Source organism: Clostridium sp., assembly GCF_036569345.1.
Lineage (GTDB): Bacteria > Bacillota > Clostridia > Clostridiales > Clostridiaceae > Clostridium_AD.
Map to the genome: position 1 here is coordinate 24,279 of NZ_DATCQT010000154.1, position 25,419 is coordinate 49,697.

The 25,419-nt window shown below is 29.6% G+C and carries 19 protein-coding genes; 15 read left to right on the forward strand and 4 right to left on the reverse strand.

Going from position 1 to position 25,419, the window contains the following annotated elements:
- Positions 1 to 3 precede the first annotated feature (3 nt).
- Together VIM70_RS15555 and VIM70_RS15560 are read left to right on the forward strand one after the other, a co-directional pair.
- Entirely contained in the window at positions 4 to 954 is a 951-nt protein-coding gene (locus VIM70_RS15555; protein ID WP_331946691.1) for an acetyl-CoA carboxylase carboxyltransferase subunit alpha, read from the forward strand.
- Between the two features lie 126 nt (positions 955 to 1,080).
- Positions 1,081 to 1,962, forward strand: coding sequence for a DegV family protein (locus VIM70_RS15560; protein WP_331946693.1), 882 nt, complete (start codon positions 1,081 to 1,083; stop codon positions 1,960 to 1,962).
- A 119-nt stretch (positions 1,963 to 2,081) separates the two neighbouring features.
- Here the strand turns inward: VIM70_RS15560 and VIM70_RS15565 are convergent, their stop codons facing one another.
- On the reverse strand, positions 2,082 to 2,228 hold the full coding sequence (locus VIM70_RS15565; protein WP_331946694.1) for a small, acid-soluble spore protein, alpha/beta type: 147 nt from the start codon (positions 2,226 to 2,228) through the stop codon (positions 2,082 to 2,084).
- Between the two features lie 258 nt (positions 2,229 to 2,486).
- Between VIM70_RS15565 and proC the strand changes: the two genes are divergently transcribed.
- The 7 genes from proC to VIM70_RS15600 all read left to right on the forward strand — a co-directional run bounded on the left by proC (position 2,487) and on the right by VIM70_RS15600 (position 9,116).
- Positions 2,487 to 3,296, forward strand: coding sequence for a pyrroline-5-carboxylate reductase (gene proC, locus VIM70_RS15570; RefSeq protein WP_331946695.1), 810 nt, complete (start codon positions 2,487 to 2,489; stop codon positions 3,294 to 3,296).
- A gap of 160 nt (positions 3,297 to 3,456) precedes the next feature.
- Complete coding sequence (locus VIM70_RS15575) at positions 3,457 to 4,695, forward strand: hypothetical protein (RefSeq protein WP_331946696.1); 1,239 nt, start codon at positions 3,457 to 3,459, stop codon at positions 4,693 to 4,695.
- Positions 4,696 to 4,884: 189 nt separating this feature from the next.
- Positions 4,885 to 5,610, forward strand: coding sequence for an ABC transporter ATP-binding protein (locus VIM70_RS15580; protein WP_331946697.1), 726 nt, complete (start codon positions 4,885 to 4,887; stop codon positions 5,608 to 5,610).
- Positions 5,597 to 6,349, forward strand: a complete 753-nt coding sequence (locus VIM70_RS15585) for an ABC transporter permease (protein ID WP_331946698.1) — start codon at positions 5,597 to 5,599, stop codon at positions 6,347 to 6,349. The genes VIM70_RS15580 and VIM70_RS15585 overlap by 14 nt, the downstream gene beginning before the upstream one ends.
- Before the next feature lie 72 nt (positions 6,350 to 6,421).
- Positions 6,422 to 7,864 carry a HAMP domain-containing sensor histidine kinase gene (locus tag VIM70_RS15590; RefSeq protein ID WP_331946699.1) on the forward strand — a complete coding sequence of 481 codons (1,443 nt, stop codon included), beginning with the start codon at positions 6,422 to 6,424 and terminating at the stop codon, positions 7,862 to 7,864.
- Between the two features lie 9 nt (positions 7,865 to 7,873).
- Positions 7,874 to 8,569, forward strand: a complete 696-nt coding sequence (locus tag VIM70_RS15595) for a response regulator transcription factor (protein ID WP_331946700.1) — start codon at positions 7,874 to 7,876, stop codon at positions 8,567 to 8,569.
- Positions 8,570 to 8,843: 274 nt separating this feature from the next.
- A complete protein-coding gene (locus tag VIM70_RS15600) occupies positions 8,844 to 9,116 on the forward strand; it encodes a hypothetical protein (protein WP_331946701.1) in 273 nt (90 codons plus the stop codon).
- 58 nt (positions 9,117 to 9,174) lie between these two features.
- Here VIM70_RS15600 and VIM70_RS15605 read toward each other — a convergent pair whose 3' ends face one another.
- Positions 9,175 to 10,293 carry an HD-GYP domain-containing protein gene (locus VIM70_RS15605; protein ID WP_331946702.1) on the reverse strand — a complete coding sequence of 373 codons (1,119 nt, stop codon included), beginning with the start codon at positions 10,291 to 10,293 and terminating at the stop codon, positions 9,175 to 9,177.
- Between the two features lie 254 nt (positions 10,294 to 10,547).
- On the opposite strand from VIM70_RS15605, the gene VIM70_RS15610 reads away from it, so the two are divergent.
- The gene (locus VIM70_RS15610) at positions 10,548 to 11,411 is read left to right on the forward strand and encodes a methionyl aminopeptidase (protein WP_331946703.1); all 864 of its coding nucleotides are present in this window, start codon (positions 10,548 to 10,550) and stop codon (positions 11,409 to 11,411) included.
- Positions 11,412 to 11,518: 107 nt separating this feature from the next.
- Here the strand turns inward: VIM70_RS15610 and VIM70_RS15615 are convergent, their stop codons facing one another.
- The gene (locus VIM70_RS15615) at positions 11,519 to 11,863 is read right to left on the reverse strand and encodes a protease inhibitor I42 family protein (RefSeq protein ID WP_331946704.1); all 345 of its coding nucleotides are present in this window, start codon (positions 11,861 to 11,863) and stop codon (positions 11,519 to 11,521) included.
- Between the two features lie 311 nt (positions 11,864 to 12,174).
- Here VIM70_RS15615 and VIM70_RS15620 point away from each other — a divergent pair, with 311 nt between their 5' ends.
- The 5 genes from VIM70_RS15620 (at position 12,175) to VIM70_RS15640 (ending at position 24,104) form a co-directional block, all read left to right on the forward strand.
- The gene (locus VIM70_RS15620) at positions 12,175 to 17,598 is read left to right on the forward strand and encodes a diguanylate cyclase (protein WP_331946705.1); all 5,424 of its coding nucleotides are present in this window, start codon (positions 12,175 to 12,177) and stop codon (positions 17,596 to 17,598) included.
- 195 nt (positions 17,599 to 17,793) lie between these two features.
- Complete coding sequence (locus VIM70_RS15625) at positions 17,794 to 20,724, forward strand: insulinase family protein (protein ID WP_331946706.1); 2,931 nt, start codon at positions 17,794 to 17,796, stop codon at positions 20,722 to 20,724.
- An 86-nt stretch (positions 20,725 to 20,810) separates the two neighbouring features.
- Positions 20,811 to 21,758: a phosphoglycerate dehydrogenase gene (locus VIM70_RS15630; protein ID WP_331946707.1), complete on the forward strand. Its 948-nt coding sequence runs from the start codon at positions 20,811 to 20,813 to the stop codon at positions 21,756 to 21,758.
- A 30-nt stretch (positions 21,759 to 21,788) separates the two neighbouring features.
- Entirely contained in the window at positions 21,789 to 23,018 is a 1,230-nt protein-coding gene (locus VIM70_RS15635) for a competence/damage-inducible protein A (RefSeq protein WP_331946708.1), read from the forward strand.
- Between the two features lie 48 nt (positions 23,019 to 23,066).
- Positions 23,067 to 24,104, forward strand: coding sequence for a hypothetical protein (locus tag VIM70_RS15640; RefSeq protein WP_331946709.1), 1,038 nt, complete (start codon positions 23,067 to 23,069; stop codon positions 24,102 to 24,104).
- 109 nt (positions 24,105 to 24,213) lie between these two features.
- Here VIM70_RS15640 and VIM70_RS15645 read toward each other — a convergent pair whose 3' ends face one another.
- Complete coding sequence (locus VIM70_RS15645; protein WP_331946710.1) at positions 24,214 to 25,407, reverse strand: S8 family serine peptidase; 1,194 nt, start codon at positions 25,405 to 25,407, stop codon at positions 24,214 to 24,216.
- Positions 25,408 to 25,419: the final 12 nt, after the last annotated feature.

Here is a 25,419-nt window from a genome sequence, read left to right on the forward strand (position 1 = left end):
TTTATGGTAACTTTACCTTTTGAAAAAAACATGTTTGAACTTAAAAGCAAAATTAATGAACTAAAAAATTTAGCAATAGATCAAGATATGGATTTAGGAAAAGAAATAAGACAAATGGAAATTAAGCTATACAATATGCAAAAGGAAGCCTATAAAAATTTAACTGCCTGGGATAAAGTAAGTATTGCAAGGCTGGTAGAACGGCCTACTGCTCTTGATTATATAAATCGAATATTTGATTCATTCATGGAGCTACATGGTGATAGGTATTATGGTGATGATTCTGCAATTGTGGGTGGAATCGCTTTATTTAATGGTATTCCTGTAACAGTAATAGCTCAGCAAAAAGGGAATAACACTAAAGAAAACATAAGGAGAAATTTTGGAATGCCAAATCCAGAAGGATATAGAAAATCCTTAAGACTTATGAAACAGGCAGAAAAATTTAATAGACCAGTTGTATGTCTTATAGATACCCCGGGAGCATATTGTGGTCTAGGTGCAGAAGAGAGAGGACAAGGTGAGGCAATCGCAAGAAACCTTATGTCCATGTCAACACTTAAAACACCAATAATCTCAATAGTTATTGGTGAAGGTGGAAGTGGTGGAGCTTTAGCTATGGCAATAGCTGATGAGGTTTGGATGTTAGAGCATGCAATTTATTCTATTTTATCACCAGAGGGTTTTGCTAGTATATTATATAAAGATGCAAGCCTTGCTAAAGAAGCTGCATCAGCAATGAAAATAACAGCTCAGGATTTAATTAATTTTGGAATAATAGATAGAATTATAAAAGAGCCTTTAGGTGGTGCGCATACTAATGTAGATGAGATGGCAGCAAGGATTAAACGTAATTTAGAGGAGTCAATTACTAGATTAAAACGTGAACCTATAGAATCCTTACTTACCAAGAGATATTATAAATTCAGAAAAATTGGAAAGGTAATAGAATAACTTTATTTTGTTTTTTCAAGAAAAGTATATATACTTTTCTTTTTTTTGTCTTGAAGTATTTAACAAAATCATACATAATAGAAGGTAAGAATAATATTTATGAAAATGGTAAAGGGGAATTAAGTTATGAGTAAAACACATAGTGAGATAATTCTAGTAATAGATTCAGGATGCGATTTGCCTTTAGAGTATATTAGACAGGACAATATAGTACCATTAGGTTTGGTTTGTAATTTTAAAGGCCAAGCAATAGAGGATGACTTCGGAGATAAATTTACTCGCAAGGAATTTTATGATGCTTTAAGGCAAGGGGAAATGCCAACTACATCACAGATAAATAGCGAAAGGTATCTAGAGGTATTTCGCAAGTATGCTACCGATAAAAAACCTATCATATATATTGCCATGTCTTCTGCACTAACTGGAACTATCAATAGCGCAAATATAGCAAGAGAAACTATGCTTGAAGAGTTACCGGAAGCTGATATAAGTATAATTGATAGTAAATGTGCATGCCTCGGACAAGGACTTTTAGTTTATTATGCCTATGAAATGTTGAAAAATGGAAGTTCTAAAGAAGAGATAGTTACATGGATTGAAGAAAACAAACTTAAGATAAATCATTGGTTTACAGTTAATGATTTATATCATCTAAAAAGAGGTGGAAGAATATCAAGTTCTGCTGCAACGGTTGGTACATTATTAAATATAAAACCTGTGCTGTTTGTAGACAATGAGGGGCGCCTTACTTCATTTTCTAAATGTAGAGGAAGGAAGAAGGCAATAAATAGCTTAGCTCAAAAATTCAAGGAAAAAACTGATCCAAATAAAGAACAAGTTATTGCAATAAGTCATGGGGATTGTATCGGCGATGCATTAGCTCTAGAAGTTTTAGTTAGAGAACATGGAAATGTCAAGGATGTCATTTTAAATTATGTAGGTACAGCAATAGGGTCACATACAGGACCAGAAATGTTAGGATTGTTTTTCATAGCTGACGAAAGATAAAACCTCATATATAATAATGGATATAAAAACGCAATCATAATTTCATACATTACATTAATTCTATTAAATAAATCAAAAGGAAGATGTCATTAAACATCTTCCTTTTTGATTTTTATAAATTATTTATTCTCTTTTCCAAGTTTTTTAGATTCTTTAGAAACACCTATTTCATTGGCAGTTTCCATTCTCATTTTGTCTAACTCTTTTTTGGTTTTTTGACTAGCTTTTTTATTATCTTTACTATTTTTGTTATCTTTATGTGACATATTAGGAACCTCCTTGTATCGCTTAAAAGCGAAAAATAATTATCAATTGTTTGATCTTAATATTAAACTTCTAAATATTATTATACCCAAATTATTTATTTGAATACGTTAAATGTGTGTTTTCAACAAATGAGTATGAATAAACCACAATGCTTTTTGTTATTTATACTCCAGTGCATTTTAATGATATAATTAGTATTATTAAAAGAAATTACGTAAGAAAATATAAAATTATAAATAAATAGGAGGAATTTTAACATGAATAAAACAATAGGATTTATAGGTTGTGGTAATATGGCTAAGGCTATGATTGGTGGAATAATAAAATCAAATTTAGTTTCTAGCGAAAAGGTAATAGTAAGTAATCCATCAGGTAGGGGTTTAAATAACGTGAAAGAGAAATATAATATTTTAGTAACTAAGGATAATAATGAAGTTGCGAGAGTTTCTGATATAGTGATATTAGCTGTAAAACCTTATAAATATTTTGAAGTTATTGATTTAATAAAAACATATTTAAAAAAGGATGTGGTTATAGTAACCATAGCTGCAGGGATTACATTAGAACATATGAGTAAAACACTGGGAGCCTCTGCAAAGGTTATAAGAACTATGCCAAACACTCCCGCGCTTGTAGGAGAAGGAATGAGTGCACTTTGTTCCAATAAAAATATAACCACCGAAGAATTACAAGACGTAATAAAAATATTTGAAAGTTTTGGTAAGATAGAGATATTAGAGGAAAAGCTTATTGATGTAGTTCCAGCGGTAAGTGGTTCATCTCCAGCTTATGTGTATATGTTTATCGAAGCTCTAGGAGATGGCGCTGTGCTCCAAGGAATGCCAAGAGATAAGGCTTACAAAATGGCAGCTCAAGCAGTTCTAGGAGCTGCTAAAATGGTGCTAGAGACTGGAGAACACCCAGGAAAACTTAAAGATGATGTATGCTCACCAGGGGGAACTACTATTCAAGCAGTGTACACACTAGAAAAGAATAATTTTAGAGGTTCAATAATTTCAGCTATGGAGAGTTGCACAGAAAAGGCAATAAAAATGGGTGAGAAATAGTATTTATATTTATTATTGGTTGTAGGCATTATAGGTTAGGTGAACAAAGTTTATAATTTGTTTATAATTTGTTTATGGAAAGTAGAGAGGTGTACATTAAAATAGAATTATGAAAGGCTTTCATATTCAAAAGCAAATTTAAAAAAGGAGATTATGTAAAATGAAATTAAATAAAAAAACAGCAACAATAGTTAGTTTTGCTATAGGAACTATAATGTTTACAACCACTGCTATGGCCCAAGTATTAACTAAAAGTGGATACGATCAACTTAAAGATTCATTTAAATATACAGCAGAGAGCGCTACGACTAAGCTTTCAAGCTACACTGGTGAAATATCCTTTGTTATAAAGGATAATAGTAATATTGTGTATTCTACAAACTCTCTTAGTAAAGTTGATGTATCAAATGGGGTAAAGGAAACTGTAACAACAAGAACAGAGGGAGCAACTAAAAGCGAAGATTATTACTACTCTGATAAGAAGAGTTCTATATCTAAAAATGGCCAACAAAATGTATATTATTTGAGTGAATTCACAAGCCCTCAAAATACAACAGTTTCTTCTAACCCTTTTAAACAAGCAGGAGCTACTGATGTTGAGAAAATTGCAGACGCTATTGTTGGTAATTTAAAAGATGCAGTTGTAGTTACGCAAAACTCAGATGGAAGTAAGATTTTATCTGGGTCTCTAAGTGAATCACAAATACCAGCTCTCATTAATGCAGTGGTGTCATTCCAGTCTAAGAGTCAATTAAACCCTAATAATAAGAACAATATGCCTAATATAACAAGTGATATATTTGTAAAAGATGTTAAGGGGAATATGGTAACAACTAAAGATGGATTTATTCAGAGTATCCTTGGTAGCGGTGTGATTTCTGGTAAAGATGCAAAAGGCACTGAGCATAAGTTAACTTTTGAGTTACTGGCAAAGATGACAAATGTGAACGCAACTAAGGTTAGTAAACCTGATCTTTCTGGTAAGAAAGTAGAAAAAAATATACAACAAGACTTTAGTAAATTAACTAATCCTGAAAAATATATAGGATTGTTTAAAACAGATATTTTAATAGAAAAGGATGCTAAATTTATAAAAATAGGTGAAAGATTCATAGATGTTACCGCTGTAGATGACAAGGCTATTAGTGGAAGATATTATGAAGAATATGTTAAGGGATATGAAGGATACGTTGCAGATAAAAAAGACTTCAAGTTTGATGCTAAATTCGATGTAAATAATAAAACTAATGCTACTTTTAGTGGAATAGACTCTTCAAAAAATACAACCCAAGGAAATATATACATTAACCAACAATCAGCAAAAATTGGATTTAGCACGAATGAAGTTATGAGTGGAAATAAGATTTTTGATGATCAATTTAGTAAGGTATTCAATTAATAATAAATAATATAACTGATATTAAAGGCAAGGGACTCTAAACTAAATGTACACATTAGGCAGGGGTCTTCTGCCTAATTAAGGCAGGGGTCTTCTGCCTCATTAATTTACTAAAGATTTGATTTATATTATGGTTTTCAAATTTAAAATTACAAGATTTGTAAAACTAAATTATGGGGGGGGGCACAATTGGAAAAAGCTATTGAAATTAAAAATCTTTCCAAGTTATACAAAAATGGAAGAGGCATAACAGATATTAATATTGACATACATAGAGGAGACATCTTTGGTTTTTTAGGACCTAATGGAGCTGGTAAAACCACTGCAATGAAGATCATGACTGGACTTATAAAACCAGACAGTGGAGACGTTAAAATTTTAGGACATAGTATCTTGGAAGAATACGAAAAGGTAATGGAAAAGGTAGGTTGCATTATAGAAACAGCAGAATCTTATCTTTATTTAACGGCGTTCGAGAACTTAAAACAGGTTTCAAGATATTATAAAAATGTTGATGAGAATAGAATCAATGAAGTTTTGGAAATGACAGGACTTTTAAAATACAAAAATGAGAAACCAAGAAAATTCTCTCTTGGAATGAAGCAAAGACTAGGAATTGCTGCTGCAATACTGTCACGTCCGGAAGTAGTTATTTTAGATGAACCATTAAACGGACTTGATGTTGAGGGAATGATTTCTATGAGAAATATAATAAAAGACATGGCAGAAAAAGAAAATACTACATTTTTTATTTCAAGTCATCTTATCCACGATGTTGAACTTACTTGTACCCATATTGGTGTATTATACAATGGGCACATGCTTAATGTGGATACTATGAAAAATATATTAAACAATTACGCAACACTAGAAAATTATTTTGTTAGCGAGGTAGAAAGAAATGGTAGAATTTAAAGCTGCTTTAACAAATGAGATTGAAAAGTTATATAAAAGAAAAAAGGTTTTAGTTGCAGTGATTATATCACTTATTTTTATAATAATAGGACAACTATCTATGGTAGTATTAAGAACTGGATTTGGGTTACGTGGCGTTTCAAGTATGGAATTTCCTATGCTTGTGTTATCAGTCGTAGTGAATACAATTTTTCCATTATTTACGGCACTAGTTACAATAGAAAGTTTCTCAGGAGAATTTTCACAAAATACTATGAAAATTGCGATTGCAAGGCCCATTTCAAGATTTAAGTTTTATGCAGCGAAGTTAACTGCAATTATGTTATTTATCCTCGCAAACCTTTTATTTGTAATGGTTTTTTCTATAATTGCTGGTTGTCTTTTTAATTCAAACTCCTTCACATTTAGCAGTTTTATTAAAATCCTAATTTCTTATCTTGTAACACTGTTGCCTATGGTGATTTTGTCAATAATTATTGCATTTTTTGCAAATATAATTAGAAGTGGTATAGGAGTCTTTTTCTTATCTATTTTTATGTTTGCTATATTTAAAGGTCTAGGGATTATTTTTTATAGATTCTCTGGTGTTTTTATTACATCAATGATGAGTTGGTATACACTATATGTTATGGATACCGTTCCAATTTTTAAGATTTTTCTTCAGTTTATGATGATGATTAGTTATGGTATAATATTTTTTACAGCAGGATATTATATATTCGATAATAAGGAATTCTAAGAACATTTCAGAAGGTCTTATTAATTCTACTTTAGTAGATTAAGCTACTAAAGTAGCTATACGAGGTGGAAAATGAATATAAAAAAAAGATTAATTCTTTCCAATACTATAACTATAGTAATTCCTTTTGCTATTACAATTATAGCTGCTTTCCTATTTATTTTTATTTCCTCAAAAATTTTCAGTAAAGATGTAAATTATGATAGTTTTAAAAGATTCATATTTATAAAAACTCAGTTATCTGATACCAGTAATGCTATAAAAAATCAAAGTTCTTCTGATATAGAAGATCCAAAGTTTCAACAATATTTGTACCAGAAGTTATCAAATATAAATGGAGATCTTATAATACTTAAAAACAATACTGTTTTATTTACATCCAAAGATGTAAATAAAATTGATATGGAAAAATGTCTTTTAGAATCTAAAAATAGCTCTCAAGAAAAGATAGTCACAATTGGAATTATAGATTATATGGTTGAAGTAGCCCCCCTTAGATTTAAAGATAAAGATCTAGGTTATGCAATATTATTGGCACCAACATTTCAGCAAGTTGGCACTTTCGAAAAGTTTATTATATTTATTTTTGGTGTATTTCTTATAACTTTTATAGCAGTTAACATATTTATGTCTTATTTTCTTTCAAAGAGGATAATAAAACCACTATCACTTTTGAAAATGGCGGTAGCAGATATTAGTAAAGGTGATTTAAATCTTGAAATTGTTGAAGTAGGTGACCAAGAAATAAGAGATTTATGTGCTGATTTTGAAAAGATGAGGATACAACTTAAGGATTCTATTCGCTTAAAAAAGAAGTACGATGATAATAGGACAATGTTAGTGTCAAGTATATCTCATGATCTTAAAACACCTATAACCTCAATAAAAGGTTATGTGAAGGGTGTTTTAGACGGCGTTGCCAATACACCTGAAAAGGTAGAACGCTATTTAAAAACCGTTTATTCAAAATCGGAACAAATGGATGTTATGATTGATGATTTACTTTTATATTCTAAATTAGATTTGAGCCAGCTTCCATTTAACTTTGAAAAAACGGATATTATAGATTATTTTAATTACTGTATTAATGAATGCACACTAGAACTTGAAAAATTAAATATAAAAATCAGTTTGAAAAATGATTTTAAAGGACCTAAATACGTAAAAATTGACAGAGAAAGATTGATGAGGGTTATACTAAATATTATTGATAACTCTCGTAAATATATGGATAAAAAGCAAGGTGAAATTACAATACTTCTTAGAGAAACCAATTCTAGTATTATTATTGAGATAAGGGATAATGGTTCTGGCATAAAAGATAATGATGTTAATAAAATATTCGACAGGTTTTACAGAGCTGATTCTGCAAGAAGCGAAGCAAATGGGAGCGGACTTGGACTTGCTATTGCAAAACAAATTGTGGAGGGTCACAAAGGCACAATTTGGGCTGTAGGTCATGAAAATAAAGGGACAAGCATTTTGATATCATTAGGGAAAATATCATTTGAATAGAGGCGAATTATGAAAAAGATTTTAATAATTGAAGATGATGTAAGTATTGCTGAGCTTCAAAAGGACTATTTAGAAATTGAAGGTTTTGAAGTAAAAATATGTAATGATGGCATAAATGGGTTAAATGAATTAAAAACAAATGAGTTTGACTTGTTAATTCTCGATGTTATGCTTCCTAAAATTGATGGGTTCACTATTCTACGTAGTATACGTGAGGAGAAAGATATTCCGGTTTTAATGGTTTCTGCTAAAAAAGAAGATATTGATAAAATTAAGGGTTTAAGCCTTGGAGCTGATGACTACATTACAAAACCCTTCAATCCCAGTGAGTTAGTAGCTAGAGTTAAATCACATATTCGAAATTATGAAAGAATAAAGAAGAAATTCAGTACAAGCGTAAAAAGTAACACTTTAATAATAAGAGGACTGGAAATAAGAAAAGATTGTAGACAGGTATTTATAAATGGAGTGGAAATAAATTTAGCACAAAAGGAATTTGATATATTATTGTATCTAGCTGAAAATCCCAATAGGGTATTTAGTAAAGATGAATTATTTGAAAAAATTTGGGGATTTGATGCTCTGGCTGGTACTTCAACGGTTACAGTGCATATTGGCAGGGTGAGAGAAAAAATTGAGAAATCTACATCGCAACCACAATATATTGAAACTGTTTGGGGAACTGGGTACAGGCTTAGGGTATAATACATACCCTAAACTTGTACCTTTTTATAATTTTCTTTTTAATTTTAAAATTATTAGAATTAGAACATATATTTGTATTAAAGCATTAAAATTTATAAAAATCATTGACTTACGAACAAATGTTCTATATAATACAAATAGAGCATATTAAGACAAAATACCTGTAAAGTAGTTAAAAATATATAATTATTTCATGTTAAAAAAGAGTTAATTTGCGGCTGAACTGTATTTTTTAGAACCACTTTAGTGGATTATTTAATTGGGGGTAAAATACATGGAAACAAAGGATTTATTGGTTAAGATTAATTATTCACGAGAGGGTAATGACAGTTTAGCAATAACATATACTGCGAGTACTGACAAGGTTAATCATTCTTCTAAATATTTAATTTGTGGGGGAATGTATAATAAGAATGGTGGAACTATAATATTTAAGGCTAAAAATATAGAAGAAGCAACAGAAATAGCTAATAATAATTTAGTATCTAGAGCAGGAGATATTAAATATGATTATATTAAAAGGGATTATATGATAAATACTATATAGGATATTCTTAAATTTAAGAACATCCTTTATATTATACAAAAGACATGAATAAGCTTATCTAAATAGAAAATACAATATTTTCAATAACAATATCCAACTGCTCAATTAATGAAACAGTTGAGTTAACCTCAGGGGAATTAGTATTTGTTCCTTTTTTTATAATTTTAATTTGAGGTCTTAAAGCAAAATTAGGGAATACAGCTATTACTACACCGATATCACCAGTACTCAGTTTTACTAGGGTTCCGGGCGGATATGGGACAACAGCTTTAGAAAATACTTTAACCATTTCATAATCAAATTGAGTATCACTATGAGAAAAAATATATTCTACAGCATCATTAGGGCACATGGCTTTACTATAAGGACGATCTGACGTAAGTGCATCATACACATCTGCAATAGCGACAATTCTAGCAAATCTATTTATAGATTTATTCTTTATGTTATCAGGATACCCGTGTCCATCAATTTTTTCATGATGTTGAAGAGCAACAATTCTAGATGGAGCAGATATATCCAAGCACCCTTTTAAAAAATCATAACCTTTTGTAGTATGTTCTTTTATAGTGTTAAACTCTTCCTTAGTTAAGGGGCCTGGTTTTAAAATAATATCTTTTGGAATAAGAACTTTACCTATATCATGCAGTAATGCACCCATACACAAGGTATAAAGTTCATTTTGATTTAGTTGTAATTGGACACCTAATACTAGAGAAAGTACAGCTACGTTTACACTATGTTGGTAGGTGTAATTATCCATACTTTTAATGTCTACTAGGTTAATCATTACATTTTTTTTACTTATAATCTCATCTATTATATCTTTAGCTATATTACCTATAGATTCAAAATAGGCTTGCTTTTCTTTTGCAATTTTTTTTTCGTTAGAATTTGTATTATTAGAATATAAGTTGTATTTTTCAAAGCTATAAAAAGATTCTTTTATAGCTTTTATAGCTTGTTGACGTAACTCGGGTTTTATTACATCCTCAATTTCAATTTCGCTATATTCATCAGTAATATATATAGAATATATTTTCAAACGTTTTATTCGTGATATGAATGAAGTGGTTAATGTAACACCTTCTCTTAATAGAATCCTTCCATCATTATCAAATATAGTTTTAGCTAAATAATCTCCCATCTTTGCACATTCAATTGGCACAAGTCTCATAACTAAATCACTTCCCAAATATAAATAATCAATAAGTATACAAATACATTTTACACTATTAAAAGAAAAAAAAACAATATTTCTTATATATTATAAATTATTTACAAATATTGCAATAAGTGTTATAATAACTACAGTTAACAATCAGAGTTTTTCTAAATAAGGTTGAATACTTAGAATTATGAACTATAATTAAAGATGAAATCATCAATATAGAATTGATGTTTTGAATAATCTTAATTGGAGGAAATATAATGGATAAACTATCACGAAATGATATTTGTTGGTGTGGAAGTGGCAAAAAATATAAAAAGTGCCATATGGACCAGGATATATTTATAAGTAATATAGAGGAAAAAGTAGGTTATAAAATACCTAGAGATATCATGAAAACAGAGGAACAAATAGATGGTATAAGAAAAAGCTGCAAACTAACTCATGAGATCCTGGATATGGTTGGTGAGAAAATAAAAGTGGGAGTAACCACAAACGAAATTAACACTTGGGTACATGAATATACGATTGCGCATAATGCATATCCAGCACCACTCGGTTATGGTGGGTTTCCTAAGAGTGTATGTACATCTATAAATGATGTAATATGTCATGGTATACCTGATGAAACAATTCTAAAAGATGGAGATATAGTAAACGTTGATGTGACTTGCATATTAGAGGGTTATTACGGCGATGCCAATAGAATGTTCATAATGGGTGAAGCATCTAAGGAAGCAATTGATTTAGTACGTGTATCAAAGGAGTGCCTTGATCTAGGAATACAGCAGGTGAAACCTTATAATACGCTTGGAGATATAGGGCACGCCATTCAGGAGCATGCAGAAAGCCATGGGTATTCAGTTGTATATGACTATGGTGGGCATGGAGTTGGACTAGAATTTCATGAAGAACCATTTGTACCCCATATAGGACAAAAGGGAGAAGGAACAATTTTACTTCCTAATATGACATTTACTATTGAGCCTATGCTTAACATTGGTAAACCAGAATCAGATGTACTTGAAGATGATTGGACTGCGGTTACATCAGATGGATCATTATCATCACAGTGGGAACATACCATACGTGTTACACAAACTGGATATGAGATATTAACTTAAAACAAAAGACATTTCTTATTATTTGTTTATCATAGTCTTAAGATTACATTCCATGTAAAAATACCTCCATAAATGGGGGTATTTTTATAACTACATTATAAAAACTACTATTCTACTTTTACTATGTACATATATTCATCTAAGGGGTTAGACTCTATTTTCCAACTTTTATAGTAGGTAAAATGTATTTTACATTCACCACATTTAAGGCATTTAAAATTCCAGATAATTTGCTGACTTCCTCCTAATATATTTGCTTTGTTGAAATTAAAAGTCTCTTTATTTTCTAATTCAAGAATGGATGGATCTGAGATGGTATAGTACCAACAATAGCCAGTGGACGGAGACTCAGTAAGTTCAATGAGCATATTATTATCTATGGGTATCACATTTATAAATTCAGAACTCAAGATAATAGTGTTCAATTTAAAATTTTTATATCCCTCAATCAAGTAATCACCATCCTTAAAGTATATAAACCAGGGGTTATGTAAGTATTTTTATTGGCTAAATAACATAATATGTTAGTAATATGAATTATAAATGTTTTTAATTATTAATATTATTTCTTAAATGTATTTTTTTATTCATGTAACAATAGTATTCTAAATGATGTTTTAGGAGTCATATTTGTTATTTTATAAAAAAACAGATTAATTATGTAATATTTTAGTATAATTAGTATGTGAACTTAATTTTTTTATAAATTATGAAATGTATTTTTTATTAAATTAATTTAATTGATATTGAGGAAGTGATTTATTTGGAAATTATCAATAATAGGTATCGGGTAGTTGAATGTATAAAACAAAACAGAGTGGTTTCCAGTTATGTAGTAAATGACATAATAAAAAATTATAACACAATACAATTAAATATTCTTAATACAGATTACATACAAAAGGATTTAATAGAATTCTATACTAAAGAATTTTTAAGTTTAACTAACCTAGAATGTAAAAACCTAACATCAGTATATGACTTTGCTTTAGTTAATTTCTTAGATAATAAAAAATTAAATGATAAAGTTTATTTTTACACAAATGAATATGTACAAGATAACTCTAATATTTTAGAGATGGTAAGTACTATGGAAAGTGACGCACTATTAGATTTGTTTATACAAATCTGTAAAAGTATAAACTATCTTCATCTAAAAGGATTTATTTATTGTGATATAAATTTATCTAATATTATGGTCGAAAGTACATTAAATAATAAAGAATATGTCATTAAATTTAAAGATTTTGCAACAGTTAGGCTTGAAAAACAAGGATTATGGAATGATGTTAATAGCGAAGATTACTTTAAAGCTCCAGAAATATTAGAGGGAAATAAATGTAATATTCTTAGTGACATATATTCTCTAGGCATTTTACTATTTATTCTATATACAAAAAGTAAAGATTTTGATTTTAATGTTGAAATTAAAAATATTAGTGAAGGTACAATTGAAGAGATATTTAATGATAAAAAGTTTAATATTAATTACAAAAATATTATTAAAAAAATGATTTCTAGTGATCCTGCAAAAAGATATCAAGACATTAAGGAATTAGTAATAGATATAAATAAATTTTTTAATAAACACTATACACCACATAGAAAAGATGAAATAGAAAAATTAAATCTTAATTCAAAAATGATAGGCAGAGATGAAGAAGTTAATAAAATTATTAATATCTATGAATCTATTAATAATAAAAATGAAAATAATTCTACAATTTTAATTCATGGAGAACCAGGTATTGGTAAAACACGCTTTCTTAAGTCGTTAAAATATCTTTTTTCTTTAAAAAAAGTAAGTGTTTACCATAGCTTTATTTTAGATGCTTCTACTAAAAATAGTAATCAGGCATTTGTGGATATATTAAAACAATTTATTTCAGAATGTGAATCAGAGATATTAGATAAATATGAATCTGAACTTATAAAATTTATACCTGAACTAGGCAGTAAAAAGAACATAATACATTCAAAGCCATTAAGTGGGGATAAAGAAAAGTATAGACTTTTACATTCCGCAACAGGATTTATTGAAGAATGTATAAATAACATTCCTATAATCATAATGATTGATAATTTTCACTTATCAGATGATTTTTCAATAGAGATAATGGAATATATTATAAGAAAAAAATTATTAAACAAAAACATAATGGTTATAATTTCTTATTGTGATGGGGAATGTGTACTAAATAGCAAATTTACAGATTTCACTAAAAATATATCGCTTATGAATGGCGTGACCAATATTTTTCTAAAAGATTTAAATGAAATAGAAGTAGGTATAATGATTCGAGATATTTTAAGTTTGCCAACAACAGCGTATAAATTAGCAAATAGAATTTATGAAAAGTCAAAAGGTAACCCATTATTTGTGCGGGAAATTATAAAAAGTTTTTTTAATGACAGATATATTTATGTGGATGAAATAGACGGTAGTTGGTCTAAGAATTATGATTATTCTAAGTTTATAATGCCAGCAGATATGCACGAAGTACTGCTTAACCAAGTTAAAGAAATGGGAGAAATGAATTATAATGTACTAAAAATAATATCAATATTCGAAAGCGCTGTTTCTTTAGAAATAATTTCAGGGTTTAATGAATCAACTTATGAAGAATTACAGAAAGTTACGCAAGGGCTTATCTCCTCGGGAGTATTATGCAGAAAAATTGAGGATAGAGGTTTTGTATTTGGATTTTATAATAGGTTTCTTAAAAGTCTTATGTATGAAAAAATTACGGATGATGAAAGAAAAGTTATGCATAGATTAGCCTCAGTATTACTTGAAAATTTATATACACAAGGTGGAACAGAATATATTGAGGAATTAATATATCATTTAGAAAAATCAAATCAAGATGAAAAAGTTGTTGATTATTGCATTAAAAATGCTGAAAAGATGAAACTTCTGAAAAATAGAAGTGATGCAATAAAAAATTTAACTAAAGCAGTGTCTATAATGGATTATACATGGGATCCAATTAAAAATATAAAGGTTATTATGGATCTTGCTGACTTAAACAATCAAGAAGGAAATATTGATTTAGCAGTAAAATATTATCTATCAATAGAAAGTTATAATGAAAATACCGATTTGTATAAATATATAATTGATAGTTTAATTAAAGTAGCAGAAGTGTATTTAAGTAAAAACAAAATAGATAAAACCGTTTATTACATTGAGAAAATCCAGTCTATGTTAGAGAAAGTAGACTATCTTCCTGGGCTACTTAAAAGTCAAGGGATTCTAGCTACGGTATACGACAAAAGACAAAATTATGAAAAAGTTAATAGTATAGCTAATAGTTGTATAAAATTATGTACCGGTGAAAATGAAAACCTAAAAGCCATATTTTACAATCACAAGGGATTAGCTTATCTAAGAATTGGAAAAATATTTGAAGCATTAGTAACTTTTAAAAAAAATATAAAATTATGTAATAAATATAACAATATTGAGATGCTAATAAAATCTTTAAATAGTATAGGGGTTATTTACGGCGATCATTATCAAGATGATAATAAAGCAATAACATATTTTCTGGAAATGAAGAATATATGTACAAAAAATAATATGAGTAGTAGTGAACTTGAGGCATTAATAAATTTAGGTGCTACCTATTGTTTAATGGAGGATTATGAAATATCGCTGCAATATTTTATTAAATCATTAGAAATATGTGAAAAGTATAAATATGAATTCCATATTTTTTATTGTTACAGCTCTATTGCAAGTGTGTATTTAAAATTAGGCGATTATGATAATTCGTATAAATATTATGAACTTTGTAATAAGGAGCTAGAGATATATCCTAATCAAGGAAAAAATATAGGTGAATTTTACTTTTTGGCATCTGAAATTAACTATAAATTGGGTAATTTGCAAAAAGCTCAGTTTTATATTAATAAGGCATTAAATATATATGAGAATGATGAATTTATATATAAATGGAAGGCTCAGGTTTTAAATGAATATATAATAATTTATTTAGGGCAAAATGATGATAACTTAAATGAAAGTATTAATAATATTATAACGACAGCTAATAAGATATCTTCTATATCTAATAGGCTTAATATATTTTATGAGGTAATAATATTATTATATGAAAATGGTAAAAAAGAATACACATGTACTATTTTAGATGAAATTAATAAGCTTGAAGTTGATATAAAAGGCAAAAGAGTGTATGTTAAAAAGTTATATGTTGATGCGTTGATTGAAAAGAAGAAAAATATTAAATTATTCAATGAAGCATTGGAGTATTCAAAAAAATATAAAGAAATAGAAATGTGCTGGAAAATATATATTCAAATAGGCGATTATTACTTCGATAAAAAAGATTACCTATACGCAGTAATTCACTATTTTGAGGCTTGTGGCATATTAAAGGATATAAATATTAAATTACCCATAGAGTACAGATTATCTTATATTAAAATAAATAATGCATTAAAACCTTTTAATAGATTTTTGAGTATTAACAATTATTATAAAAATAATAAAGATACTTCCATGCTTATGGTAGAACCCGCGAGTGTCAAAGGTGAAAAGGAACTATTATATTTATTAGAGAAAGTGAATCATAAAGATATTTTAAAAAACAAGAATTTTATAAAGTCTATAAAAAAAATATATTCATCATCTCTCCATGAAGATATTCATGATATAAGTGATGTATTAGAAAATCTGCAATCAGATAATGCAAAAAACTTAGAGCTTATAATTGATTATCTCACCTATATAACGCTAGCAACTAGAGCGACTATTATTATTACTGATAATAACAAAAACTATAAAGTTATAGCTTCTAGTGATAGAAAATGTGAATTGCCTCAAAATGGAGAAAAATTGCCTGAGATTTTAAGTTGCGTAAGACCAGTTTTATTAACAGAGACATGTTTAGAACAAAAGATGAATAACATTCAGGATACTTTAAAAGCATCTATTTGCATTCCTATTATTATGGAAAATGGTAATGGAAAAGACTTTATGGCGCATGAGCGAAGAAAAAATATACAAGGCGATGAAAATATAACCGGGTACGTATATATTGAATCACAAAGGGTATTAAATAATCTTAACACAGATAGTATGAAAAAATGTATGGAACTTAGTAAAGTTATAGGTATAATAATTGAGAAATATAAGCTTAGATTAAGTGCTTCTATTGATAAATTAACCGGAACCCTTACTAGAAAATACCTAGAAGAAGCCCTCGATGTACAAATAGAAATAGCAAGTTTAACAGGCAGTGAATTTTCTATTATTATGATTGATTTAGATCACTTCAAAATGATAAATGATAAATTTGGACACAGGACAGGAGATTATGTGTTAAAAAGAGTTTGCGATGTTGTGATTGAAAATTTGAGAGAAACAGACATAATAGGTAGATATGGTGGGGAAGAATTTATTATCATTCTTCCTGGTATAGGTATAAAAGGTGCTGAGATTGTAGCTGAAAAACTTAGAAATAAAATTGAACAAGAAAAGATACTAGATAATAGGCGAGATGTTACCGTAAGTTTGGGTGTTACCGTATCTTCTCTACATGGTGAGTGGCAAGGTGAACTTTTTGAGAGAGCAGATCAAGCATTATATGTTGCCAAGGAACAGGGAAGAAACAGATATGTTATTTGGGATAGTGAATTTTCTAAAAAAGCTAAAAAAACAGATAGGCTTGCTGGAATAATATCAGGTAATGGAATACAAGATCATAGAAATGTACTTGCCATGATAGAATTAATTGAACTTATAAACATAAATTCAACAATAGAAGAAAAGATATATAGTTTGTTAGGTAGAGTTATTGAAATTACGGAATCGCAAAAGGGGATTTTGTTTATAAAAGAGAATGAGGATATTACAAATAAATATTCAAGGGAAATTTTTAAAAATGAATGGACAGATAGTGACACTTATAATAAAAACATAATAAAATCTGTAATTGATAGTAAACAGGGAGTTTGCAAGATAGATTGGGATACAATAACTGAGTATGATGTGATAACAGGCGTTCCAAACTGGCAGTCTGTTATGGCAATTCCACTTATTAAGGGTGACACAGTAAAAGGAGTATTATATTTATCGGAATCCACGCAATCAAAAGAATTTGGTTTTGACGATTTTAACTTTGTAAATACTCTTGGAAAAATAATAGTTACAATACTATAGTATAGACAAAATAAAAAAGTGGAAAGCTAAACAGATAAAATGATTTATGTTGTTAGCGAGAAGGAATAAAATGGTGTATAATTAATATATTAGGTAAACTCTAATTTTGTGATAGGTTATGCATATTTCATTTGGTGAATTTCCCGCAAATAAAATATTTAGTAATCATTTTAAGAAAGCATGAGGAGGATAAAAATGACATTTAAGATTGGAAGTATATACCATGGGTTTAAGTTAATTGAAGAAAAAAATATAAAAGAGCTAAATTCAGTGACAAGATTATTTGAACATGAAAAAAGTGGGGCTAGGTTATTACATTTAGAGAATGATGATGATAACAAGGTTTTTTCTATAGGATTTAGAACACCACCTAAAAATAGTAATGGTGTTCCACATATACTAGAGCATTCAGTGCTTTGTGGTTCTAGGAAGTTTCCAACAAAGGAGCCTTTTGTTGAATTAATAAAGGGATCTTTAAATACATTTTTGAATGCTATGACTTTTTCTGATAAAACAATATATCCTCTAGCTAGTAAAAATGAAAAAGACTTTTTTAACCTTATGGATGTATATTTAGATGCGGTTTTTTATCCCAATATATACTCTCAGCCAGAAATATTAATGCAAGAGGGATGGCATTATGAATTAGAAAATAAGGAAGATAAACTAACTTATAAAGGTGTAGTTTATAATGAAATGAAGGGCGCATTTTCTTCTCCAGAAGGATGCCTCATGCGTAAGATTCAAGAGTCCTTATTTCCAGATACTTCATATGGCGTAGAATCCGGTGGAGATCCAGAATTTATACCAGATTTAACCCAGGAGGAGTTTATAGAATTTCATAAAAAATATTATCATCCATCTAATAGTTATATTTTCTTATATGGTGATGGAAACATTGATAAACAATTGCAATTTATCAGTGAAGGATATCTAAATAACTTTGATAAAATTGTGGTAGAGTCAGCTATTGCGCTTCAAAAACCATTTAGTAAAATGGAAGAAATTAAGATGGATTATCCTATTTCATGTGATGATAATGAGTTAGGCAAAACATTCTTAAGTTTGAACTTTGTAACAGGCGACAATATTAGTCAGCCAGAACTTCATTTAGCTTTCGAAATTTTAGAATATTTATTATTAGAAAGTCCAGCAGCTCCTTTGAAGAAAGCGCTTATAGATGCTGAAATAGGTAAAGATGTATTCGGAAGTTTTGATAATAGCATATTGCAACCAGTGTTTACTATAGTTGTAAAAAACTCTAATGAAAGTGAAAAAGAAAAATTTGAACAAGTAGTATTTACAACTTTAAAGAATTTAGTTAAAGATGGATTAGATAAAAAGCTAATAGAGGCTTGTATAAATATTACTGAATTTAAATTGAGAGAGGCTGATTTAGGTGGTTTTCCAAAAGGATTATACTATTATATAACTGGCATGGACAGTTGGCTTTATGATAAAGATCCAACTATGCATTTAGAGTATGAAAGTTATTTAAGTAAAATAAAAGCAGCATTAACCACAAATTATTTTGAGAAACTTATTGAAAAGTATCTAATAAATAATACCCATAGTTCTATGGTTATCTTGAATGGTAAAAAGGGCCTTGCAGAGCAGAAGTCTAAGGCAACAGAAGAAAAATTAGCTAAGTACAAAGCAAGCCTATCAGAGGAACAGATAAATAAAATAGTGCAAGGTACAAAGGCTCTTAAAGAAAGACAAATGACGCCTGATCCTGTAGAAGTGCTTGAAACTATTCCTTTACTTGAACTCTCTGATATTGAAACTACTGTAGAACATTTACCAATAAAAGAAAAGGATGAGCAAGGAGTAAAGGTATTATCTCATGATATATTTACTAATAAGATCGCTTATATAAATATATTATTTGATGTTAAAAAAATAGATATGGAGTTACTACCTTATGTAACATTATTATCAACTATTTTAGGACGGGTAAGCACAAAAGATACTAATTATTCTGATTTATCTAATGTAATTAATATTAATACAGGGGGAATTCATTTTACTACAGATGTATATGGCGAAAATGAAAATTTTGAAAAATATAGCCCAAAGCTCGTATTAAAGACTAAAGCTTTAGCTACTAAAATTCCTAAACTATTTGATATTATGGCAGAAATAATTAGTAATACTAAATTTGATGAAAAGAAACGTCTCAAGGAGCTAATTCAGCAATTAAAATCAAGGTATGAAATGAAAATTGTTGATAAAGGACATATGGTAGCAGCTGGACGACTAACCTCTTACTTCTCACCAGCTTCAGCTTATATAGAAAAAACTTCAGGAATAGCTTTTTATAAATTTATTGACGAAATTGAAAGAGATTTTGATAATAAAGCTGAGAGCATTATTGAAAACTTAAATAAGGTATCAAAGCTTATATTTAACAAAAACAATCTTATAATAAGTGTTACAGGTGAAGAAGATATATATACTGCTTTTTCTGCTGAGTTACCTAAGATTATAAATATATTAAGCGTTGAAAAATTGCCGGATATTCAGTATGATTTTAAGTTAGATAAGAATAATGAAGGATTATTAACTTCATCAGATGTTCAATATGTAGCTAAAGGCTATAATTTTATTAAGCAAGGTTATTCTTATTCAGGTAAGATGTTAGTACTCAAAACTATAGCAAGCCTTGATTATTTATGGAATAGGGTTCGTGTGCAAGGTGGGGCCTATGGTGGTTTTGCAAACTTAGTTAGAAGTGGTAATATAGTTTTCGTATCTTATCGTGATCCTAATCTGCAAGAGACTTTAACAGCTTATGATGGAATATGTGATTATATAGGAAATTTTGAAGCCTCTGATAGAGAAATGACTAAATATATTATAGGAACAATCAGTGAGCTGGATTCACCACTAACACCTTCTATGAAGGGTGAGAGGGCAACAGCATATTATATAAGAGGTATTACCGAGGAGCAAAGACAAAAGGAAAGAGAAGAAGTATTAAATACAAAGTCAGAAGACATTAAGTCTTTTAAAGCTTTATTAAATGATGTTATAAAAGAAGATTACTTTTGTGTACTAGGGAATGAAACTAAAATTAAAGATAATAAAGACATATTTACTAACTTAGTAAATGTATTTAATTAATGTTAAGGTGCCTTGCGGCACCTTTTTCTTTAAAGAAATTAGTGCCACCCACGTGGCAAGTTGCATCTTTAAAAAGGGGGAAATGAATGGCTATTAAAGCACTTTTTACATACAATTATGGTGGAGAGAAAATGAAAGATATAGAACATTTTGGATATGATATAAAGGTAATTCCTGAGCTTAATTTAACTTACAGTGAAGATCTTGCGGGCGTTGAAGTTTTAGTTTGTTATGATCCTTTTAAAACTTTACATATAGAAAAAATGAAAAAGTTAAAATGGATTCAATTATCTAGCGTAGGCGTTGATCAGTTGCCAGCAGAGTATATTAAAAACTCATCTATTATAATTACAAATAATAAAGGCGGATATAGCATACCTATGGGGGAGTGGATTGTGTTAAAAACCCTAGAGTTGTTTAAGAATAGTAAGAGCTTATATGAAAATCAAACCAACAAGAAATGGAAAACAGATACAAGTATTATGGAGTTATATGGTAAAACAATAGGATTTATAGGGACAGGTACTATAGCACTAGAGGCAGCTAAAAGATTTCAAGGCTTTGGGGTAGAAATATTAGGGGTTAATACAGATGGTAGGGATATTCAATATTTTGATAGATGTTATGCTATGAGTGAGCTTAACTTCATGCTTAAGCTTTGTGATGTGGTGGTTGTTACGATACCGTACACTAAGTCTACTTATCATTTAATTAATGAAGATAAATTTAATGTTATGAAAGACGGAGCTTTCTTTATAAATGTAGCTAGGGGAAATATTGTTGATGAGAATAAACTAATTAAAAATTTAAAAGATGGTAAACTCGCAGGAGCTGCAATAGACGTGTTTGAGGAAGAACCCTTAAATGTAGCTAACCCATTATGGGATTTAAATAATGTTATATTAACTTCTCATAACTCCTGGATATCAGAGATGAGAAATGAGCGAAGGTTTAAGACTATATGTGAAAATATGAGAAGATATATAGATGGTGAAGAATTAATAAATATAGTAGATTTTAAAAAAGGGTACTAAATGGTACAGATTCAAAAGGAGGAATTTAATATGAAAGCAGAAATATTAGCAGTAGGAACGGAAATATTACTTGGGGATATAGTTAATACAAATGCACAATATATGGCCAAGAGACTTGCAGATTTAGGAATAGAAGTTTATCACCAGTCAGTTGTTGGAGATAACCCAGAAAGACTTTTGGAGGCATATAGATTAGCATTTAGTAGAGTTGATTTAGTTATAACTAGTGGTGGACTTGGACCTACTAAGGATGATTTAACTAAGGAAGTAGCTTTTGAGTATTTTGGAAAACAGAGTGTGGTTCATAAAGCTTCTTTAAAAATCATTGAGGATCATTTTAAAGAAATGAATAGACCTATGGTTGAAAGTAATAAGAAACAGGCATATTTTCCAGTAGATGCAGTGGTGCTTCCTAATAATAATGGCACAGCACCAGGATGTCTAATAGAGGAAAATGAAAAGATAATTATACTTTTACCTGGACCACCTTGGGAAATGAAACCTATGTTTGAGGAGGCTGTTGTTCCTTACCTTCAAAAATTTCAACAGGGTGTATTGGTTTCAAAGGTTCTTAGGGTTATTGGAGTGGGAGAAAGTAGCGCAGAAAAAATGATAGAAGATATAATGGAGAATCAAACTAACCCAACTGTTGCGCCTTATGCTAAAGCTGGGGAAATGACCTTTAGAATTACAGCAAAGGCTAATACTCAGGAAGAAGGTATAAATCTTATAAAGCCTATGGAAGCAGAAATACGTAGTAGACTAGGAAATAACATTTATGGGCAAGGAAACACAACTCTTGAAGATGTGCTTGGGAAAATGCTAGTAGATAGAAAGTTAACTATAGCTACAGCTGAATCCTGCACAGGGGGAATGGTAGCATCGTCACTTATAAACTACCCTGGGATATCTTCAGCGTTTAAAGAGGGCGCTGTAACCTATAGCAATGAAGCCAAAATCAATAGATTAGGAGTTATGAGAGAGACCTTAGATAATTATGGCGCTGTAAGTAGTGAAGTAGCAGCGGAAATGGCGAGAGGTATAGCAAAAACTTCAGGTACTGATATCGGAATTTCAACCACGGGTGTTGCAGGACCAGATGGAGGAAGCACGGAAAAACCAGTGGGACTTGTATATGTAGGTTTATATATAAATGGAGAAGTTAAAACTAAGATGCTTAAATTATCTGGTGGCAGGCAGAAAATACGTGAAAGAGCAACTATGCAACTATTGGACTTACTAAGAAGAGAGTTACTATAGTTTGTAATTGTAAGTCCTAAGATCTAATTGAAAAAGGGTGGGGTATTTTTGCAAAAAAAAGAAATAAATATATGTTTAGTTGGATTTGGGAATGTAGCGCAGGAATTTTGTAGAATGTTAATAGATAAAAATGTAGAGATTAAAGCTAATACTGGATATGATATAAAAGTGACAGCGATTGCAGGCAGGTCTAAAGGTGCAATTATTAATTATAAGGGGATAGATCTTCGTAAAGCATTGATAGATGTAGAGAGCCGTGGTAAATTTGATGTTAGGACACAAGGTATTGTGAATAGGGAAACAGTGGAGGTTATTAAGCAATGTAGGGCTAATGTATTAGTTGAGCTGAGCACTTTATCTATTTATGATGGAGAACCGGCTATAACACATATAGAGAATGCATTTGATAGAGGTATGCATGTTATAACCGGTAACAAAGGTCCTGTAGCATATAAATATCAGAAGCTTCGTGATAATTCAAAAGAGAGAGGTCTGCAATTTTTATATGAAACTATAGTAATGGATGGAACTCCTATTTTCAATTTAGTTAAAAATACGTTGCCAGGATGCACTGTGATATCATTTAGAGGAATACTAAATTCGACAACTAATTTTGTGCTAGGAGAAATGGAAAAGGGAAATAGTTATGGAAATGCTATTAAAGAGGCTAAAAGGAGAGGGTTTGCTGAAGAAGACCCTTCAATGGATATGGATGGATGGGATGCAGCAGCAAAAACTTCAGCCTTACTAAATGTATTAATGGATACAAATATAAATCCTACAGAAATAGACAGGCAAGGAGTAACACATATTACTTTAGAAGACATAGAAAAAGCTAAAGAAAAAAATTGTAAAATTAAACTTTTATGTGAAGGGTATATTGAAGACAATAAAATAAAAGGTAGGGTATATCCAGCTTATATAAAGTGCAACGATATATTAAGTAATATAGATGCAACATCTTCTATATTATGTTTAACCACAGATTTAATGGGAGAAGTGCAAATAATAGAAAAAGATCCTGAAATTCAGCAAACAGCTTATGGTATATATAGTGATTTACGTACACTTATAAAAAATTTATAGAAACTATATAACTTCTAGATGAAAAAGAAAAATTCAAAACTATTAAGGCGCATATCAATATTGATATGTGCCTTAATAGTTACCTAATATAGAATTTTTGGACAGTGATTTAAGGTAATAAATTTTCTAAATTGAGTATACCTGAACCTTGTTTGTATTTTGGGGAATTTATTAAGTTTGAAGATACCTTAAGTAATGCCAGTATATCTTTGAAACATAAATCTCCATTGTTCTCATAGAGGAGAGCACAAATACCGCTTATAAAAGCAGCAGAGCAGGAAGTCCCTGTGTAGTTGGTATATAGATTAATTATTTTCGTAGGGTAAAGCTTGATACCATTTTTTTCAGAGATAAATTGTGTGTCAGTTATTAACGAACAAATATCAACACAGGCAGAAATTAAATTTGGTTTATCCCGTTTTTGAAAAGGTCCACATGAAGAGTATTCATATATTTCTGGATTTCCTAAGCTATTATACCCACCTACAGTTATACAATTACTAAGTGTAGCTAATCCTCGTATTGAACTCTTGACACTTTTATTGCTTCCGCTAGGAACAATTACAACGATACGCTTTGATATTGCAATGTCAAAAAGCTTTGAGAATAAAGAAAGTACAAATTCATTAGTTTCTAGGGTTTCAAAAGGAAGACAAATGATTTTAATATTAAAATCATTACTTTCGTTAATTAGGGTTTCTAATGAACATAAAATATCAGATATATAACCCTTACCTAATTTATTAAAGGCTTTAATCATATAAAGGTGGCTATTTTTTGCAACACCTTTATACATACCTTTTGAGCCATAACCACTACCACAAATCAATCCACTCATAAAAGTTCCATGACCATTATCATCATAAGGATATTTTAAATTGTTAATTAAATCCACAAATTTTTTAATTTTATTGTTAGGATTTAATAAATCGCAATGTGGATACACGCCACTATCAACTATTCCAACGCCAATTCCTTTACCAGTTAAATCATAGTTAGTTTGAAAGGAAATGCCATTAGACGCGAGTACACTACTGCCACATAAATGTGCATAAGAATCATAAGTCATATATGTTATTTGAGGATATTCTAGTAATCTATCTATAGCATTAGAGGTTAAAATAGCACAGATACAGTTTATTGATGGAATATGTCGTAGAATATCACATTTTAAAGATTTGATTTTATTAATAGTTTTATCTTCAAGGGATTTGTAGTGTATTATTACCCTATAGTTTTCATATTGGTGACTTAACAAAGCATTTCTTAAACAAGAGTCTAACTTATTTTTGAAGGAAAACATGTATGCCTCCTA

Coding starts and splice junctions, on each gene's coding strand:
- VIM70_RS15585 (WP_331946698.1), top strand. CDS start 5,597: ATGGTAGAATTTAAAGCTGCTTTAACAAATGAGATTGAAAAGTTATAT.
- VIM70_RS15625 (WP_331946706.1), top strand. CDS start 17,794: ATGACATTTAAGATTGGAAGTATATACCATGGGTTTAAGTTAATTGAA.
- VIM70_RS15610 (WP_331946703.1), top strand. CDS start 10,548: ATGGATAAACTATCACGAAATGATATTTGTTGGTGTGGAAGTGGCAAA.
- VIM70_RS15605 (WP_331946702.1), bottom strand. CDS start 10,293: ATGAGACTTGTGCCAATTGAATGTGCAAAGATGGGAGATTATTTAGCT.
- VIM70_RS15590 (WP_331946699.1), top strand. CDS start 6,422: ATGAATATAAAAAAAAGATTAATTCTTTCCAATACTATAACTATAGTA.
- proC (WP_331946695.1), top strand. CDS start 2,487: ATGAATAAAACAATAGGATTTATAGGTTGTGGTAATATGGCTAAGGCT.
- VIM70_RS15560 (WP_331946693.1), top strand. CDS start 1,081: ATGAGTAAAACACATAGTGAGATAATTCTAGTAATAGATTCAGGATGC.
- VIM70_RS15600 (WP_331946701.1), top strand. CDS start 8,844: ATGGAAACAAAGGATTTATTGGTTAAGATTAATTATTCACGAGAGGGT.
- VIM70_RS15645 (WP_331946710.1), bottom strand. CDS start 25,407: ATGTTTTCCTTCAAAAATAAGTTAGACTCTTGTTTAAGAAATGCTTTG.
- VIM70_RS15595 (WP_331946700.1), top strand. CDS start 7,874: ATGAAAAAGATTTTAATAATTGAAGATGATGTAAGTATTGCTGAGCTT.
- VIM70_RS15575 (WP_331946696.1), top strand. CDS start 3,457: ATGAAATTAAATAAAAAAACAGCAACAATAGTTAGTTTTGCTATAGGA.
- VIM70_RS15630 (WP_331946707.1), top strand. CDS start 20,811: ATGGCTATTAAAGCACTTTTTACATACAATTATGGTGGAGAGAAAATG.
- VIM70_RS15565 (WP_331946694.1), bottom strand. CDS start 2,228: ATGTCACATAAAGATAACAAAAATAGTAAAGATAATAAAAAAGCTAGT.
- VIM70_RS15555 (WP_331946691.1), top strand. CDS start 4: ATGGTAACTTTACCTTTTGAAAAAAACATGTTTGAACTTAAAAGCAAA.
- VIM70_RS15635 (WP_331946708.1), top strand. CDS start 21,789: ATGAAAGCAGAAATATTAGCAGTAGGAACGGAAATATTACTTGGGGAT.